Source organism: Stenotrophomonas sp. A3_2, from assembly GCF_036624925.1.
GTDB lineage: Bacteria > Pseudomonadota > Gammaproteobacteria > Xanthomonadales > Xanthomonadaceae > Stenotrophomonas > Stenotrophomonas hibiscicola.
In genome coordinates this window covers 22774-39725 of sequence record NZ_JAZKVY010000095.1, presented here as the reverse complement: position 1 = coordinate 39725, position 16952 = coordinate 22774, and the positions used below count along the sequence as shown (strand labels likewise).

Here is a 16952-nt window from a genome sequence, read left to right as displayed (position 1 = left end):
AGCCGGTGGAGGGCTGGGCGCTCACGGGCGGCCTCCCTTGCCGAATTCATCCACCTGGATGTGCGGGGCGTCCGGCATCGGGCCAGTGCGCCACGCGCGCAGCTGGTAGACGTAGGACAGGACCTGGGCGACGGCCGAATACAGTCTCACGGGGATTTCCTTTCCGAGTTGGCCCTCCCGATACAAGGCGCGTGCCAAAGGTGGGGCAGAGACGATCGCGACCTTGTTGCCGTCGGCCACTTCACGGATGCGCAGGGCGGTCTCGTCCACGCCCAGGGCGACCACGGTGGGGGCGTTCATGGCGCCGCCCTCATACTTCAGGGCCACCGCGTAGTGGGTGGGGTTGACCACCACCACGTCGGCGGTGGGTACCGCTTCCATCATCCGGCGGTTGGCCATCTGCTGCTGCAGCTGGCGGATGCGGCCCTTCACCTCGGGGCTGCCCTCGCTTTCCTTCATTTCCCGGCGCAGCTCTTCCCGGGTCATCTTCAGCTTGCGCATCCAGTTCCAGCGCTGGTATGGCGCGTCGATGGCGGCCAGCACCAGCATCGCGCCGGCGGTGGCCAGCAGCAGGCGCAGGGTGAAGCCGAGGCCGTCGGTGATGGCCGTCTCCAGCGGGTGGTGGATCAGGCCGCGCAGGGTGTCAAAGCCGGTCCAGACCACCAGCCCGGCGGCGACGCCGACGAAGGCCACGCGCAGCAACGATTTGGTGAATTCGGCAATGGCCTCCGGGCCATACAGGCGCTTGAACCCGCTCATCGGGTTCATGCGGTTGATGTCGGGTAGCAACGCCTTCTGCGACCAGCGCAGTCCGCCCATCACCAGCGGGGCGACGAAGCTGGCCAGCAGGCAGACCAGCACCAGCGGCGCGATCACCAGCATGAACTGCAGCAGCAGGTCGCCGAAGTGGCCGAACAGTTCCTTCGGGTTCTGCCGCAGGCTCTGTTCCGGGCTCAGCGCCTGCTTCATCCAGGCCGTGGCGCCGCGGCCGATCGAGCCGCTCATCGCCATCACCGCCAGCACGCCGGCGCCGAACACGGCGGCCGTGCCGAGCTCGCGCGAGCGCGGCAGGTTGCCCTGTTCGCGGGCGTCGCGCAGGCGTTTTTCGGTCGGTTGTTCGGTCTTTTCGCCGGCGGATTCGTTCTCGGACATCACGGGCACTGCGGCAGGGGTTGCCGGGGTGCGTGCAAGAACTGTGCCGCTAGTAGTCAGCCGCGAACGGCAGCACTGTGTGTCTGCTCCTGCTCATTCTGGCGTTCGCAGTGCTGTATGCGCTGCCGGGCTATCGCATCCAGAGGGCGAGGAAGATCGTTCAACTGCTGCTGTACAGGGGGCAGCTAGCAGCTACATGAGGCATGATGCCAAGACACGCAGAGAGAAGGGCGGTGCTGAATGGGTTGCAGGATGGGATATCGCAGCAATGAGCTTTGACATAGTCGTTTTGAAGCTGGAAGACCTCGGTGAAGAAGACCTCTCCAATGTCGAGGCTGTGCAGGACATCGGATGTCCCCAGGCCATAATTGCATCATTGGAGTTGGTGTTCCCCGGATGTGTCCAAGGTGCATTCTCGGATGGTGAGCGCTACTCGCTCGAGTCCGCTCTGAATGGAGACCCGGTGAGCTCCATACACCTTACTCTTCGATTCGGTCGAGCATGGTCTGAGGCAGCCAATTCTGAGTTCATGGCCCTGCTTTCAACACTTTGCCAGCGGTTGCAGTCAGTCGCGTTTGCCGTCTCCGACAACTCGAGGATTACCCCTCCCTGCTGAAGCGGACGATCTTGCTCGCGACAAAGGCATGGGAGGCCAGGGCTCGTTGAGCATCGGGTGACTGGCAGGAGGAAGCATCCCCAAGATGAAGCTGGATGGCTTGCCGGCACGTCAGCGTTCGACCTGGCCGCTCCAGGGATGACGCAAATGGCAACGTCGACGTTACCGTGAATTTCGTATTCCTGCAGAAGAGTCCAGAACTCTTGCAGACAACCAACGCACCCTCCGACCATCAGGTCGGTGCGCCGAGCGCATCTCAGCAGGCCATCACCTTTTGCATCGCCAGGTGGATTCAGCGTCCCCCACCTTCGGGCGCTTTGAAGCCGGTGCTCAGCTCGATCCGCGGCCGGGGCAGGTCGTGCAGCTGCATGAAGCGCGCCGCGTCGACCGGGCGACCGAGCAGGTAGCCCTGCAGGTAGTCGCAGCCCAGGCGCTCCAGGTAGGCGCGCTGGGCCGTGGTTTCCACGCCTTCGGCGACGATGTCCATGTCCAGCGCATGGCCCAGCGCCACGATCGCCGAGACGATCACCACGTCCTCTGCACTGTGTTCCAGGTCGCGCACGAACGCATGGTCGATCTTGATCTCGGTGGCCGGCAGCCGCTTCAGGTACAGCAGGCTGGAATAGCCAGTGCCGAAGTCATCGATGGATATGCCTACGCCCAGCGCCGACAGCGCCTGCAGCAGGCGCAGGCTGGTGTCGGTATCGCGCATCACCGTGCTTTCGGTGATTTCCAGCACCAGGTGGCGCGGAGCGATGTTGTGGCGTTCGATCATCGCGCGCACATCCTGCAGCAGGTGCGGCGAACTGAACTGCACCGGCGACAGGTTCACCGACATCGACCAGCCTTCGTGACCGGCATCGTGCCAGCGCCGCAGTTGCAGGCAGGCCTGGTCCAGCGCCCAGCGCCCGATCTCGTTGATCGCGCCGCTGCGCTCGGCCAGGCGGATGAACCGATCGGGCGGAATCAGGCCATGCTCCGGATGGTGCCAGCGGATCAACGCTTCGGCACCGGCCACCTTCTGCGTGGCCACGCGGATCTTGGGCTGGTAGTGCAGGAACAGCTGCTCGCTGCCAATGGCCCGGCGCAGGTCGGCCAGCAGCCGGAACTGTTGTTCGGCGCTGTCATTCATCCAGTCGGCGAACAGCACGAAGGCGTTGCGTCCGGATTCCTTGGCCTGGTACATCGCCGCATCGGCAAACGCCATCAGCTGCCGTTCGCTGGCAGCGTGGTCGGGGCAGATTGCCACGCCGATGCTGGCGGTTACCTGCAGTTCGTTGTCCGGCAGCAACGGGCCGCTGCCCACCGCCTGCAGGATGCGCCGGGCGAGGGTGGGCAGGTCCTCGTCGTGTTCGATGCGTACCACCAGCACGAACTCGTCACCGCCCAGTCGTGCCAGCATATCGTTGGGCCGCAGCAGCTGGCGGGTGCGCTCGGCCACCGCCACCAGCAGTGCATCGCCGGCCTGGTGGCCGTAGGCATCGTTGACCTGCTTGAAGCCGTCCAGGTCCATGAACATCACGGCGAAACGGCTGCCGCCCTGCTCGGCCTCGGCCAGTGACTGCACGATGCGACGCTGCAGCAGCAGGCGGTTGGGCAGGCGGGTGAGCGGATCATGCAGTGCGGCCTGGGTCAGTTCCTGCTGCGCATCGGTCAACGAGGTGCTCAGCATGGAGTTGCGCAGTCGCAGCAGCTGCGCCTCCACCCGCTGGTCCAGCCAGGACACCACCAGCACCACCGCGAGGATCGCCACGGACAGCACCACCACCAGCATGGCCAGCCATTCGCTGTGCAAGCCGTCGCCGACGGCTGCGCCGCAGATGCTGCCCTCCGGAAAGCGAGCGGCGGCCATGCCGGTGTAGTGCATGCCGACGATCGCCAGGCCGAGCAGCCCCGCCGCGGCCAAGCGGTCGCCGATACGGGTGCGCTGCCCACGCAGGCGGAACGCAACATACAGGGCTGTCCACGAGGCGGCGACCGCCACCATCAGTGATAGCAGCAGCCAGCCCGGGTCGTAGTCGATGCCTGGCTGCATGCGCATTGCGGCCATGCCGACGTAGTGCATGCCGGCGATGCCGGTGCCCATCAGCAGGGCACCGCCGGCCAGCCGTGGATGCGGCAGAGTACGCAGCGAGACCAGCCACAGTGCGAATACCGACGAAGCGATCGCCAAGGCCAGCGAGAGCAGGGTGATCGGCAGGTCGTAGCCGAGCGGAATGGGCAGATCGAAGGCGAGCATGCCGATGAAGTGCATCGACCAGATGCCCAGGCCCATGGCGAAGCCACCACCGAGGCGCCACCACCAGGCCGCGGCCTTGCCGGGCGCGGTAATCGTGCGCCCGGCCATTGCCAGTGCAGTGTAGGAAGCCATCACGGCTACCAGCAGCGAGATTGCGACCAGCCACGGGTTGTACGTGCCTACCAGCATTCGTCAGTCTCCCGGACCTGCCTGTCGACGGAAACCACGGTGGGGCATGCATGAGGCAGGCCGACGCAGGGCGGCGGCCACGTGCGGCATCCCCCCGGTTGCCGCGCATTCACTCTAACGCGCAGACCCGGGGGAAGGGCAAGCAGTAAAACGTGAAATTGCGCCCCGTAGAGCCGAGCCCATGCTCGGCTGCCGCTCCTGCCGAAGACAGCCGAGCATGGGCTCGGCTCTATAGAAACAAAGGCATGGCAAGCAGTAAAACGTGATGATCAGGTCAGTGTGTGACCGCGTCCGCAGCCTGGAAGGCGGCATCGAACAGGCGCTGTACCGGCGGGCCCATTTCCCCGGCCAGCAGCGCCAGCAGGAACAGACCCAGCAGCAACGAGACCGGCAGGCCCAGCTGGATCGGATTCAGCGCCGGAGCGGCCCGGGCCAGCACGCCGAACGCCAGATTCACTGCCAGCATCGCCACCGTCAGCGGGATCGCCAGGGTCAGCGCGCCGCGTAGCACGGTCAGCAGGAAAGTCGGGGCGATGCTGAAGAACGCGTGCGGGTCCGGCAGCGGAGCGCCGATCGGCAGTGCGCGATAGCTGTCCACCAGCAGCGAGATCAGCGCCAAGTGGCCGTTGGCGGTGAAGAACAGCAGCCCGAACAGCAGATAGAACCACTGTCCGATCACGCCGGAGGTACCACCGCGCAGCGGGTCGCTCATCTGAGCGAAGGCCAGGCCGGTGCCCTGCGCGATCAGTTCGCCCGCCATCGCACCGGCTTCGAACACCAGCCGCAGCAGGAAGCCGATGGAGACGCCGATGGCCAGCTCGCGCGCGATGGTCAGCACCGTGGCGGCGTCGAAGCCGGTCCAGTCCGGCACCGGGGGCAGCAGCGGGGCCAGTGCGATGGCCAGGGTGCCAGCCAGCACCACGCGCACCCGTGACGGGACGGCGCGGGTCCCGACCATCGGCATGGCCATGGCCACAGCGCCGATGCGCAGCATGGTCCACAGTACGGTACCGATCATGCCGAAGGCCTGAAGGCCGTCGGCAGCCATCTGGGTGGCGGCGTCCATCGAAGCGCGTGTCCTAGCCGATCAGGTGCGGAATTCGCTGGAACAGCAGCGTGGTGAATTCAACCAGGTGGCCGATCAGCAGGCTGCCCAGCGCGAACAGCACCGCGGTCAGTGCCGCCGCCTTGGCGACGAAGGCGATGGTCGGTTCGTTGAGCTGGGTCGCGGCCTGCACCACGCCCACCACCACGCCCACCACCAGCACGGTGAGCAGCAGCGGGCCAGCCACCCACAACACGGTGATCAGGCCGCCACGCAGTTCAGTCAGGGCAAGTTCTGGAGACATTCGGGGGTCCATCTGCTCTTGTAGAGTCGAGCCATGCTCGACTGCGCTTTGCGCGGGATATCAAGCCGGATTGAAGCTGGCTGCCAACGTACCCACGGTCAGCACCCAGCCATCGACCAGCACGAACAGCAGGATCTTGAACGGTGCCGACACCAGCATCGGCGACAGCATCATCATGCCCATCGACATCAGCACGCTGGCAACGACCAGGTCGATGATCACGAACGGGATGAAGATCAGGAAGCCGATCTCGAAAGCGGTTTTCAGCTCGCTGGTGACGAACGATGCGACCAGTACCGGGAACGGGATCGCATCGGGGCTGGCGTAGGTGCCGTGCCCGGCGATGCCGGCGAAGGTCATCAGGTCGGTCTCGCGGATCTGCGCCAGCATGAAGGCGCGCAACGGCGTGGTGGTCAGCGTCCAGGCGGTCTGGAAGTCGATCTCGCCATTGAGGTACGGCGCCATGCCGGCGCTCCAGGCCTTGTCCCAGGTCGGCATCATTACCATCGCGGTGAGGAAGAGGGCCAGGCCCAGCAGCACCTGGTTGGACGGGGTCTGCCCGGTACCCAGCGCCTGGCGCAGCAGGCCCAGCACGATGATGATGCGGGTGAACGAGGTCAGCACCAGCAGCATCGACGGGATCAGGGTGATCGCCGTCATCAGCAGCAAGGTCTGCAGCGGCAGGCTGACCGGTGCACCGCCGATCTTGCCCACGTTGATGTCCGGCAGCGGCGTGTTCGGGGCGCCGGGCGCGGCGAACGCCAGTGCCGGCAACAGGCATAGGGCAAGCAACAGCAGCCACGGCATCAGGGTGGCAAGACGGGTACGGGTGACGCGCATGTCAGGGGTCCTTGCGCAGCCGCTGCTGCAGCAACTGGGCGAAATTCGGCAGGTTCTTGAAGTCCGGCACGCGCACCGGCGCCGGGGGCGGCAACGGTTCGGGCAGGGTATGCAGGGTGTTGATGCCACCGGCGGTGACGCCCAGCAGCAGTTGCTGGCCGTTGACCTCGACCACCACCACGCGCTCCTTGGCGCCCACGCTCAGGCTGGCCACCAGCTTCATGCCTTCGGCCGGGCGGAAGCCACTGCCGGGCATGCGCTTGAGCAGCCAGCCGAGGCCGATGACCAGCGCGAGCACTGCCAGCAGCGCCAGCACCGCGCCGAACAGGCTGGGTGCGGCGGCCGCATGCTGGCCGACCTGGGGCCCGATGGGCGCGGCGGTCTTGCCGACCGCCAGCAGGGTGGAGGCCAGCAGGCTCAACGCAGTCTCCGGATCCGCTCGCTCGGGCTGACCACGTCGGTCAGGCGCACGCCGAAGCGGTCGTTGATCACCACAACCTCGCCGTGGGCGATCAGGGTACCGTTGACGAACACGTCCAGCGACTCGCCGGCACCCCGTTCCAGTTCCACCACCGAGCCCTGGTTGAGCTGCAGCAGGTTGCGGATCGGCAGGCGCGCGCGACCGACTTCCAGCGACAGGGTCACCGGTACGTCCAGGATCACGTCCAGGTTCAGGTCCGGGCCGTTCGCCTCATCGGCCTGCAGGCTGCTGAACTGGGCCGGGGTGGGTTCGAGGGCGTCGATATCGTTCATTGCGGGTCTTCCTGGATGACGGGTACGCGCGGGCGGGTGCCCGGCGGATGGGTAGCGGTGATCTTCACGGCGTTCATGCCGTTGGCGATGCCGAACTCGCCGGTGAACACCGGGATGTTCTCCACGCACAACGGCACCTGCGGGCTGAGTTCGATCGGCAGGATGTCGCCGACCTTCAGCTGGGTCAGGTCGCGCAGGGTCATGCGCTTGCTGGCCAGTACGCTGGACAGGGTGACTTCGGCGATGTTGAGCTGCTCACGCAGGGTCTGGCCCCAGCTTTCGTCGCGGTCGTTGCGGTCGCTCTGGATGCCGGCGTCGAGCAGCTCGCGGATCGGCTCCAGCATCGAGTACGGCAGGGTGACGTGGATGTCGCCACCGCCGCCATCGAGTTCGACGTGCAGGCGGCACACCACCACGTATTCGCGTGGCGTCACGATGTTGGCGAAGTGCGGGTTGATCTCCGAGTTGATGTACTCGAAGTCCACGTCCATCACCGGCGCCCAGGCCTCGCGCAGGTCGGCGAAGGTCTGCTTCAGCAGCAGGTGGATCACCCGCATTTCAGTGGCGGTGAACTCGCGGCCTTCGATGCGGGTCGGGTAGCGCCCGTCGCCACCGAAGAAGTTGTCGACGATGGCGAACACCAGGGTCGGCTCGAACACGATCAGGCCGGTGCCGCGCAGCGGCTTGAAGCGGATCAGGTTCAGGTTGGTCGGTACATACAGCGAGTGCATGTAGTCGTTGAACTTGATCAGTTCGATGCCGCGCACCGACAGCTCGGCCGAGCGGCGGATCAGGTTGAACAGGCCGATCCGCCACAGGCGCGCGAAACGCTCGTGGACCATTTCCAGGGTCGGCATGCGACCGCGGATGATGCGGTCCTGGCTGGCGAAGTCGTACGTGCGCGCTTCGCCTGACGGCGGTTCCGGATCGGTTTCGACCGCGCCAGTGTCCACGCCGTGGAGCAGGGCATCGATCTCGTCCTGGGACAACAGATCATTCATCGGTGGGCCCTTACTGGGTCACGAAGCTGGTGAACAGCAGGTCGTCGGCACCATTGCTGCCGGTCTCGGCCTTGAGCACTTTCTGCACTTCGGCCAGCGACGCAGCCTGCAGCTTCTGCTTGCCGGCGACATCGGCGATCTGGTCCGGGCTGACCTGCGAGAACAGCATCAGCAGGCGTGCGCGGATGGCGGGAGCATGGGTCTTGATCGCTTCCAGCGCAGCCGGGTCACGGGTCATCAGCTGCACTTCCAGCTGCAGGTAGCGCGGACCATCGACCGGGCCATTGAGATTGACCACGAACGCCGGGTCCAGCGCGAAGTACTGCGCGGGGGCCGGGGTGGCGCTCTTCTTCGGCGCCTGCGCAGTCTTGTCTTCGTGCTTGGACTGGGTGAAGAACCATACGCCGCCACCGGCGGCAGCGGCGGCCAGCACGGCCACCAGTGCGGTGATCAGGATCGGACTGCGTGGCTTGGCGGCCTTGTCCTTCTCGGCGGTCTTCTTGGTTTTGTCAGCGGCTGCGGCCACGGGGTGAAGCTCCTGAGGGTTGCTTCACCGGGATATGCAAGGGGTGTGCCGGAGCCGGGGTAGAGGGGTGCGACGGAATTCCGTCGGGGTGCCAGCCGCATCGCTCTGGTGGCTGCCAACCTTGGTTGGCACGCCTGTCAGGCGTAAGCGTCCAGCAATCCGCGCTGGCGGATCAGCTGCGCCGACGACACGCTGCCATCGCCCGGCGTCGGTTCTCCGTCGCCGGGCAGACCGCCGCCACCGGGCCGCCCCGACGCATTGCCGTCACCCCCCGGGGCCTGCTGGCCGACATCGGCGTGGGCCAGCTGGAAGCCCTGTTCGCCCAGCAGTTCGCGCAGGCGCGGCAGGCTGCTTTCCAGTGCCTGGCGCACGTCCACATGCGGGCTGCTGAAACTGGCGTGCACCTTGTCGCCGTTCAGTTGCAGGCGCACATCCACCGGGCCCATGTCGTCCGGGCTCAGGCGGATGTGGGCGTGGCCGATCTTCTGGTCGGCCAGCCAGCCCAGGCGCGCGCCAATGGCCTGGTCGAAACCATCGTCGCCGAACACGGGCCTGGGCGTCGGTTCGCCGTTGAAGACCGCAGTGCCGGTAGCGAGCGCAGCCTTGAGGTCCTGCAGGAGCGCCGGGGCCGGGGCGTGCAGGAATGGGGCAGCGCTACGGTCGCCGATCGCGGTCACGTCGTTGCTGTCGCGGTCGCCATGCTTGCTGCCCGGCAGGACCGTCTCCGGTAGTGGCAGGGTCGTGGCATCGCCGGCGCTGGCGGCCGGCGGCGTGCTGTCAGCCATCGATGCGACGGCTGCGCCCGGCGCCGGGGTCGGCGTCGGGGCAGGCAGTCCCGGTCCGGCAGTGGCCGGCAGCGCCGTGCCCGCACCCGTTGCAGCAGGAGCAGTGGCGGCAGGATCGGAGGGGGCCGGCATCGCCAGGACCAGGCCGGCCAGGCCCAGCGGCGGCCACGGCGCGTCCTCGGTGGCCACCGGCGTGTCCTTGTCCGTCGCCCGATCACCCGCAGGCGGAGTTTGCGGCGGCAAGGGCGACGTCTCGTTTCCCGTCGCCGCCGCATCCATGCTGCGTTCCTCCGGCGCCTGGCCATTTCCATCGGCGCTCGTCTGCGGCTTCGGTGCCGAGGTGGGCGGTGACGTGGCGGCGCCGGCGAGCGCGTCCGGCGCGCCGCCCTGCAACAGTTGGCTGAAATCCTTGCTGGCCTCGCTGCGTGGCGTGCGCGCTGCGGCGCCGCCGGCAGTCTGTGCCTGCGCGTTGGCGCTGCTGGCGAGCGGGGCGGGCATCACGGGCGGCCTCCCTGCTCGGTGCCATCCTGGTCTTCGGCCTGCACCAGACGCGCACGGCGCGCACCGATGTCGTCCATCTCGCGCTGGTCGCGGCGGTCGGTGACCACTTTCTCCTGCGCGCGGTAGCTGGCCGCCAGCTGTTCCAGCACGGCCTTGTCACGGCTAGCCAGGATCAGGCGGGCGCGCTCGGCTTCCACCTTCTCGCGGTTGCCATTGACCGTGGCCTGCTGCTGTTCGACCGCACTGTCGAGGCGGTCGAGAAACGCGCGCCGGTTCAGCAGCTGCGCCGGGCTGGTCGCCGCCATCTGCGCGTTGGCGTACTCCTCGGCATAACGGCGCAGTTCGTCCAGTCGCGATAGATGGGTGTCGAGCACGCGCTGGCGTTCGGCCAGGTCGCGGGCGACCGCGTCCTCGTGTTCCTGGGCCCGCTTGAGTAGGGGATCGATGCGCTTGGACTGGTTCATGGCTTAACTCTCTTGTTCCACCAGGCGCTGCAGCGCCGCCTGGCTGTGCGGGAGATCTGCGGCCTTGGCAACGTCCTGGCCGAGGAACTCCATGATTTCCGGCCAACGTTCCAGGGCTTCGTCGGTGGCCGCGTCGTTGCCGCGCTGGTAGGCACCGATGGCGATCAGGTCACGGTTGGCCGAGTAGGCCGAGACCAGTCGTTTCAGTTTGCGGATGCGCAGGCGCCACGGCTCGTCGGCGATTTCCGTGACCACGCGGCTGACCGACGATTCGACGTCGATGGCCGGGTACAGACCGCTGTCGGCCACGCGCCGCGAGAGCAGGATGTGGCCGTCGAGGATCGCGCGCGCCGCATCGGCGATCGGGTCCTGCGGATCATCGCCTTCGGTGAGCACCGTGTAGAACGCAGTGATCGAGCCACGGCCCTTGGCGCCGTTGCCGGCGCGTTCGACCAGTGCCGGCAGCTTGGCGAACACCGACGGTGGGTAACCGCGGGTGGTCGGCGGTTCGCCGACCGACAGGCCGATCTCGCGCTGCGCCTGAGCAAAGCGGGTCAGCGAGTCCATCAGCAGCAGCACGTTCAGTCCCTGGTCGCGGAACCATTCGGCGATGGCGGTAGCGCGGTAGGCGCCGTGCAGGCGCGCCAGCGGCGGCCGGTCGGCGGGACTGGCCACCACCACGGCGCGGCGCAGGCCTTCCTCGCCCAGCGTGGTCTCGACGAAATCGCGGACTTCGCGTCCACGTTCACCGATCAGGCCGACCACGATCACGTCGGCGGCGGTATAGCGGGTCATCATGCCCAGCAGCGTCGACTTGCCGACGCCGGAGCCGGCGAACAGGCCGACACGCTGGCCGCGGCCGATCGGCAGCAGCGCGTTGATCGCGCGCACGCCCACGTCCAGCGGCTGGGTGATCGGTTCACGCGCCAGCGGATTGATCGACACGCCGGCCATGCCAACGTGGCCCTCGGCGCGGATCGGGCCCTTGCCGTCCAGCGGCACGCCATCGCTGTCGATGACGCGGCCGAGCAGCCCTTCGCCCACTTCAACGCCGCCACGGCGCGCAGACGGCACCACCCGTGCGTTGGGCAGCAGGCCGTGCAGTTCCGCGCTCGGCATCAGGTAAGTGCGCTCGCCGGCGAAGCCGACCACTTCGGCATCGACCCAGCCACCATCGACCACTTCCACCTTGCAGCTGGCACCCAGCGGCGCTTCGCAGCCGACCGCTTCCAGGGTCAGTCCGACCGCGCGGCGCAGCACGCCTTCGCGGATCAGGCCACGGCCATGGGAGGTATCCACGCGCAGGCCGTCGAGCCGACGGGCCAGGCGCAGGTTGCGGGCCATGGCCCAGTCGGCCGGTGGCGGCGTCGGCTGCGGATCGGGATTCATGTATTGGCTCCGGTCTGGCGGATCACCGCGTCCAGCGCGCCGCGCAGGCGCGCTTCCAGGGTGCCGTCGATGCGCACCGCTTCGGCGTGCACGCGAAGATCGCCGCGGCTGAGACTGGTATCCGGCACCAGGCGTTGCTGTGGCGGCAGGCTCAACAGCGGGGCGAGCGCGGCGATGTCGTCCGGGTGCAGCCGCACTTCGACCTCGCGGGTGCTGCCACCCACCGCGTCGATCGCCTCACCGACCAGCTGTGCCAGCAGTGCCGGCTCAGCTTCGTAGGCACGGCCGACCAGCGCACCGGCGATGCGTACGGCCAGCTCGCCGAGCGCGCCGACCACTTCGTTTTCCAGCCGCACCAGCGGCCGGCTGAAGTTGTCGAGGATGCCTTCGATCTGCGCGGCGAGGCGGCGCACTTCGGCCTGCCCCTGGCCGTAGCCTTCGGCATGGCCGTGCTGGAAGCCTTCCTTCTCGGCGCTGTCCTGTATTGCCTGGATTTCCTCCAGCGTCGGCAGCTGCAGCGGTGGCTCGGGTTCATGCTCCGGGTCCGGCTCGGTGAGTTCGAATGTATCCTCCTGCTCCAGCGCCGGTTCGGGCTGGGCCAGCAGGTCCGGGGCAAGCCAGCGCACGACGTTGCTCACAGCATGGCCTCCGCGCTGCCGCCGATGGTAACGGTGCCTTCATCGGCCATGCGCTTGACGATGGCCAGGATCTCGCGCTGGGCGCCTTCCACGTCGGACAGGCGCACCGGGCCACGAGCTTCCATGTCTTCCAGCAGGATTTCGGCCGCGCGCTGCGACATGTTGCGGGTGATCTTGTCGCGCACCTTGATGTCGGCACCGCGCAGGGCCAGGCCCAGGCGCTCGCCGCTCACTTCGCGCAGCACCAGCTGCATTTCGCGGTCATCCAGGTCGACCAGATCGTCGAACACGAACATCAGGTCCTGGATGCGGTTGCTCAGCGGCGCATCGATGCGGGCGATCTCGCCCAGGATGGCCTGATCCTGGCCGCTGTCCATGAAGTTCAGGATGTTGGCCGCGCACTGCACGCCGCCGATGTTGGACGATTTCAGGTTCTGGTTGCCGGCGAACTGGCGCTCCATGATCTCGTTGAGTTCATTGAGCGCGTTCGGCGGAATGCCGTCGAGGGTGGCGATGCGCAGCAGCACGTCCACGCGGGTACGGTCCGGCAGCAGCTTCAGCGCGTCGGCGGCCTGGTCGGTTTCCAGGTGCGCCATCACGATGGCGATGATCTGCGGGTGCTCGTTGCGCACCAGGTCGGCCACCGCACGCGGGTCCATCCATTTCAGCGCGTCCAGGCCGGTGGTGTTGCGGCCCAGCAGGATGCGGTCGATCAGGTTGCCGGCCTTCTCGCTGCCCAGCGCCTGCACCAGCATGTTGCGGATGTAGTCGTCCGAACCCACGCCCAGCGAGGTCTTCGAGCCCAGCTCCTGGCCGAACTGGTCCATTACCCGTTCCACCTGCTCGCGGGTGATGTCGGTCATGGTGGCCATGGCGATGCCGATCTTCTGCACTTCCTTGGGTTCCATGTGGCGCAGCACTTCGGCCGCGTCCAGCTCACCCAGGGACAGCAGCAGCACGGCCGCGCGCTGTACGCCGGTCAGTTGTGCCTCAGTCATTGGCCACCCATCCCTTGACCACCTGGGCCACGCGCTTGGAGTCGGTCTTTACGGCTTCACGCGCCATCCGCAGTCGTTCCTCATATGAATCCACCGGCAGGGCCAGGGCCTCCGGCCCAGCCAGGCTCGCCCGGTCGGCGCCCAGCGCCGGCAGCGGCATGCCATCGTCATCCACCAGCTGCACGTCCGCGGTGTGCGGCTCCAGTGCCTGCGGGTCGTCCTTCCTGTTCTGGCCGGTGATCGCGCGCAGCGCCGGGCGCAGTACGCCGAACAACAACGCCAGCACCACCACCGCGCCGAGCAGCATGCGGCCGGCATCGTGCACCCATGGCAGTTCCCACCAGGCCGGCCCTTCGACCGGCGTGGTGTCACGCACGAACGGGGCATTCATCACCGACACGGTGTCGCCACGCTCGGCGTTGAAGCCGACGGCCTGCTTCACCAGCGCCTCGACGCGGGTCAGTTCCGCGGCCGACAGCGGCTGCGGGCTGACCTTGCCGTTGGCAGCGGCGCGCGGCACGTTGTCCACCAGTACCGCCACCGACACGCGCTTGATGCGGCCGGCCGGCTGGCGGGTGTGCTGCAGGGTGCGGTCCAGCTCGTAGTTGCGGGTGGCGTTCTTGCTGCTTTCGGTCGGGGTCTGTGCGGTGGCCGGTGCAGCCTGCTGGCCCGGCGGGCTGTTGCTGGTGGCACCCGGCACACCCTGCGGGCCAGGGGTGCTGGTGGTGTTCTCGCTCATCTGCTCGCTGCGCAGCTTCTGCGGCTCACCGTTGTAGAGCTCGCGGGCCTCCTCGGTCACCGAGAAATCCATGTCCACGCTCACTTCCGGGTTGACGCGGCCAGGGCCGGTCATCGGTTCCAGCAGTTCGCGGATGCGCTGGTTGAACGAGGTTTCCTGGCGGCGCACCTGTTCGAACTGGGCAGCGTTGACCGCCGCCTCGCTGTTCGGGTCGCTGACGCTGAGCATGCGCCCGCTCTGGTCAACCACGGTCACCCGTTCCGGGGCGAGATCCGGGATGCTGGCCGCGACCATGTGCACGATGGCGTCCACCTGGCTGCGTTCCAGCTGCTGGCCGCCACGCAGTTCCAGGGTCACCGAGGCGCTGGCCACGTCACGCTGGCGGGTGAAGGCGCTGGGCTTGGGAATGGCCAGGTGCACGCGCGAATCGCGCACCGGGCGCAGCGTGTTGATGGTGCGCGACAGCTCGGTTTCCAGCGCATGCTGGTAGCGCGCGCTTTCCACGAACTGGCTGACGCCGAAGCCCGGGTCGCGCTCCATCAGCTCGAAGCCGAGCTTGCCGCTGTCGGTCAGGCCGGAGCCGGCCAGCTTCAGGCGCGCGTCGTGCAGGTTCTTTTCCGGCACGGTGATGCCACCCGTGGCCGGGTCGAGTGCGAACGGAATCTGTGCGGCGCGCAGCAGGTCGGTCGCTTCAGCGGTCGCCTTCTGGTCCAGGCCGGTGTACAGCGGGACCATGCCCGGCTTCTGCGACCAGAAGAACACGGACAGGCCTGCCGCCACCGCCACCGCGATCATCGCCATCAGGCCCAGCCGACGGGTGATCTGCAGACTCTGCAGGCGGTCGAACCATTGCCCGGCCTTTTCGGCGTTCAGGCTGTCCTTGGAGAGCGTCAGTGCCATGCGTCTCTATTCCTTACAGCGGCATGTTCATCACGTCCTGGTAAGCCTGGACGAGACGGTTGCGAACTTCCACGGTGGCGCGGAAGGCGATCTGGGACTGCTGCGAGGCGACCATCACCTTGGCCAGGTCGGCGCTGGGGTCGCCCATTTCGAAGGCCTTGGCGAGGGCGCCGGATTTCTGTTGCGCATCGTTGACGCCGGCAATCGCACCACGCAGGGTTTCGGTGAAGCTGGCCGGCTGGGCTTGCGGCGCGTCCAGCACCGTGCCCGGCAGGGCGTTGCTGCGCGGCGTTTCGCCCAGCGGGTTGAGCGCCGGCTGTCCCATCTGGGTCTGATAGGAGCGGATCTGCGAAAGGATCGAAGTGACGGAGTGGGACATCTGCAACGGTTCCAGAAACAGGGATGGGGTTGTCTGCTGTAGCCAGTGCAAGTGCCGTGCCGAAACCGGTTTTCGATTCAGTGAAGTGAGGGTTGGGGGTGTTTGGTGGCAGGGCTGCGCCCTGCACCCGCCGACGCGACGTCAACATCAACGTCAAAATCGGGCTATCCGTGGGGTGGCGGGGTGGGTCCGGTTGCGGGGGACGCCGTGAATACGTCCCTGTAGGCTCGGTCGCGCCATCCATGGCGCTCACGCCCCCGCAACCGGACCCACCCCGCCTTCGACAGTTGGCCGCGATCTGTTGGAACCTGCTGCCTATGGTGCTTCTGATGGTGCTTCTGATGGTGGTGGGTGCCGACCGTTGGTCGGCACGGGGTCGGATCCCGTTGCAACACAACCGGCTCTGACTCCGGTCGTGGCGCCATTTAACCGGCGTCGGTTTTCTGGCCTAGGGCTGCAGGGTCCATCGGCCGGAATTCTGGCGCTGGCGCGGGGCGATGGGGCCGTCGTGCTGGGTGTAGATGAAACGACCCTGCCGGTCGCTCAGGCAGGTCAGCAGCAGGGTGTAGTGGGCGGCGCCGGCCGGGTGGCTTTCGCTCATCCGGATCTCGGCGATGTGTGGGGCCAGCCGCTGGTAGCGGTAGCTGCCGCCGATGCGTAGGTCGGTGCCGAGGATATCCAGCACGTACTGGCTGCCGGCAAAGCTGACCTGCACCATGCGCCCGGCGTTGGGGTTGTCCGGCGCGTACAGCGGGTCGCTGAGGTTGGTGAACTGACGTTGGTCGAGCGTGGCGGGTAGGGTGCAGTTGGCGGCGGTGGCCAGGGCGGGGCAGAGCAGGGCGGTGAGCAGGATCAGGCGATGCATGGTGGAACCTCCTTGGGATGTCCTTGCCATACTCCGCACTGCGGCCGTGTTGTCTCTAGGAAAACCTGCAAATGCGATGGGGTCAGATCCCTTTCCGCAGGAAAGGGATCTGACCGCGATGACCGCGATGTCAATCCGCGCGTGGTCGCTGCCACCTTAGTTCTTCGAACCACGCTTCGAATATGTCGTTGGCCATCAAGGTGTCGTGGTTGGAGTACTTCAGGGCATAGCTGTAGTCCACCGTGAGGCTGTGCCGCACGACGTCATACCGGGCTTTAAGCTCGGTGGGTGACTCTCGATGGTGGCGCACGTGAAGGGCGATCAACTGTTTGAGATCGCTCAGAAGACAATCCAGAAGCGCAGACTGCTGCTCCTCGGATGTATTGAAGACAGCTGCTTCTGCCGTGCAAACGGACTTGTTCAGCAAGTGCTTCTCATAGAAGCCACCACCGATCTCGTAGAAGACATCAGCAGCGAGCAGCCCTTGTTCTGCGGAGCAATAGAGATAGACCCCATTGGCTCTGTCATCGCTGTACTCAAGACAAACGCTGAGCATGGATTCCAGTATTTCCTGCATGGAGCTTTCAAAGGTCTCGCTCATGACATTCCTCGGTGGCAATCGCAACCCC

At 66.8% G+C, this 16952-nt stretch carries 19 protein-coding genes; 1 reads left to right on the top strand and 18 read right to left on the bottom strand.

From position 1 onward, the window contains the following. Positions 1-21 precede the first annotated feature (21 nt). Positions 22-1152 carry a flagellar biosynthesis protein FlhB gene (gene flhB / locus R5H29_RS01865; RefSeq protein WP_134732470.1) on the bottom strand — a complete coding sequence of 377 codons (1131 nt, stop codon included), beginning with the start codon at positions 1150-1152 and terminating at the stop codon, positions 22-24. Between the two features lie 196 nt (positions 1153-1348). Between flhB and R5H29_RS01860 the strand changes: the two genes are divergently transcribed. Beyond that, complete coding sequence (locus R5H29_RS01860; RefSeq protein WP_235643019.1) at positions 1349-1768, top strand: hypothetical protein; 420 nt, start codon at positions 1349-1351, stop codon at positions 1766-1768. A gap of 292 nt (positions 1769-2060) precedes the next feature. Here the strand turns inward: R5H29_RS01860 and R5H29_RS01855 are convergent, their stop codons facing one another. The 17 genes from R5H29_RS01855 to R5H29_RS01775 all read right to left on the bottom strand — a co-directional run bounded on the left by R5H29_RS01855 (position 2061) and on the right by R5H29_RS01775 (position 16924). Beyond that, on the bottom strand, positions 2061-4196 hold the full coding sequence (locus tag R5H29_RS01855; RefSeq protein WP_332328648.1) for a bifunctional diguanylate cyclase/phosphodiesterase: 2136 nt from the start codon (positions 4194-4196) through the stop codon (positions 2061-2063). Between the two features lie 274 nt (positions 4197-4470). Next, positions 4471-5262, bottom strand: a complete 792-nt coding sequence (gene fliR, locus R5H29_RS01850) for a flagellar biosynthetic protein FliR (protein ID WP_049397365.1) — start codon at positions 5260-5262, stop codon at positions 4471-4473. 13 nt (positions 5263-5275) lie between these two features. Then, positions 5276-5545: a flagellar biosynthetic protein FliQ gene (locus tag R5H29_RS01845; protein WP_005413254.1), complete on the bottom strand. Its 270-nt coding sequence runs from the start codon at positions 5543-5545 to the stop codon at positions 5276-5278. Between the two features lie 60 nt (positions 5546-5605). Continuing rightward, positions 5606-6385: a flagellar type III secretion system pore protein FliP gene (fliP, locus tag R5H29_RS01840; protein WP_019659599.1), complete on the bottom strand. Its 780-nt coding sequence runs from the start codon at positions 6383-6385 to the stop codon at positions 5606-5608. A 1-nt stretch (position 6386) separates the two neighbouring features. Further along, positions 6387-6806, bottom strand: a complete 420-nt coding sequence (gene fliO, locus R5H29_RS01835; RefSeq protein WP_014037105.1) for a flagellar biosynthetic protein FliO — start codon at positions 6804-6806, stop codon at positions 6387-6389. Beyond that, positions 6803-7138, bottom strand: coding sequence for a flagellar motor switch protein FliN (fliN, locus tag R5H29_RS01830; RefSeq protein WP_005409543.1), 336 nt, complete (start codon positions 7136-7138; stop codon positions 6803-6805). Before fliN ends, fliO begins: the two co-directional genes overlap by 4 nt. Beyond that, a complete protein-coding gene (fliM, locus tag R5H29_RS01825) occupies positions 7135-8139 on the bottom strand; it encodes a flagellar motor switch protein FliM (protein ID WP_332328647.1) in 1005 nt (334 codons plus the stop codon). The genes fliN and fliM overlap by 4 nt, the downstream gene beginning before the upstream one ends. 10 nt (positions 8140-8149) lie before the next feature. Beyond that, positions 8150-8665: a flagellar basal body-associated protein FliL gene (gene fliL / locus R5H29_RS01820; RefSeq protein ID WP_019659602.1), complete on the bottom strand. Its 516-nt coding sequence runs from the start codon at positions 8663-8665 to the stop codon at positions 8150-8152. 137 nt (positions 8666-8802) lie between these two features. Next, on the bottom strand, positions 8803-9948 hold the full coding sequence (locus R5H29_RS01815; protein ID WP_332328646.1) for a flagellar hook-length control protein FliK: 1146 nt from the start codon (positions 9946-9948) through the stop codon (positions 8803-8805). Beyond that, a complete protein-coding gene (fliJ, locus tag R5H29_RS01810; RefSeq protein ID WP_021203862.1) occupies positions 9948-10415 on the bottom strand; it encodes a flagellar export protein FliJ in 468 nt (155 codons plus the stop codon). Before fliJ ends, R5H29_RS01815 begins: the two co-directional genes overlap by 1 nt. 3 nt (positions 10416-10418) lie before the next feature. Continuing rightward, positions 10419-11804 (bottom strand): FliI/YscN family ATPase, encoded by a 1386-nt coding sequence (locus R5H29_RS01805; RefSeq protein WP_088610806.1) that lies wholly within the window; start codon positions 11802-11804, stop codon positions 10419-10421. Continuing rightward, positions 11801-12442: a FliH/SctL family protein gene (locus R5H29_RS01800; RefSeq protein ID WP_180877476.1), complete on the bottom strand. Its 642-nt coding sequence runs from the start codon at positions 12440-12442 to the stop codon at positions 11801-11803. Before R5H29_RS01800 ends, R5H29_RS01805 begins: the two co-directional genes overlap by 4 nt. Beyond that, a complete protein-coding gene (fliG, locus tag R5H29_RS01795) occupies positions 12439-13425 on the bottom strand; it encodes a flagellar motor switch protein FliG (RefSeq protein ID WP_024958226.1) in 987 nt (328 codons plus the stop codon). Before fliG ends, R5H29_RS01800 begins: the two co-directional genes overlap by 4 nt. Positions 13426-13432: 7 nt before the next feature. After that, entirely contained in the window at positions 13433-15079 is a 1647-nt protein-coding gene (gene fliF, locus R5H29_RS01790; RefSeq protein ID WP_332328645.1) for a flagellar basal-body MS-ring/collar protein FliF, read from the bottom strand. 13 nt (positions 15080-15092) lie between these two features. After that, a complete protein-coding gene (gene fliE / locus R5H29_RS01785; RefSeq protein ID WP_005409552.1) occupies positions 15093-15458 on the bottom strand; it encodes a flagellar hook-basal body complex protein FliE in 366 nt (121 codons plus the stop codon). A 448-nt stretch (positions 15459-15906) separates the two neighbouring features. Then, the gene (locus tag R5H29_RS01780) at positions 15907-16323 is read right to left on the bottom strand and encodes a hypothetical protein (RefSeq protein ID WP_134734887.1); all 417 of its coding nucleotides are present in this window, start codon (positions 16321-16323) and stop codon (positions 15907-15909) included. Positions 16324-16453: 130 nt separating this feature from the next. Next, on the bottom strand, positions 16454-16924 hold the full coding sequence (locus R5H29_RS01775; RefSeq protein ID WP_308305464.1) for a hypothetical protein: 471 nt from the start codon (positions 16922-16924) through the stop codon (positions 16454-16456). Positions 16925-16952: the final 28 nt, after the last annotated feature.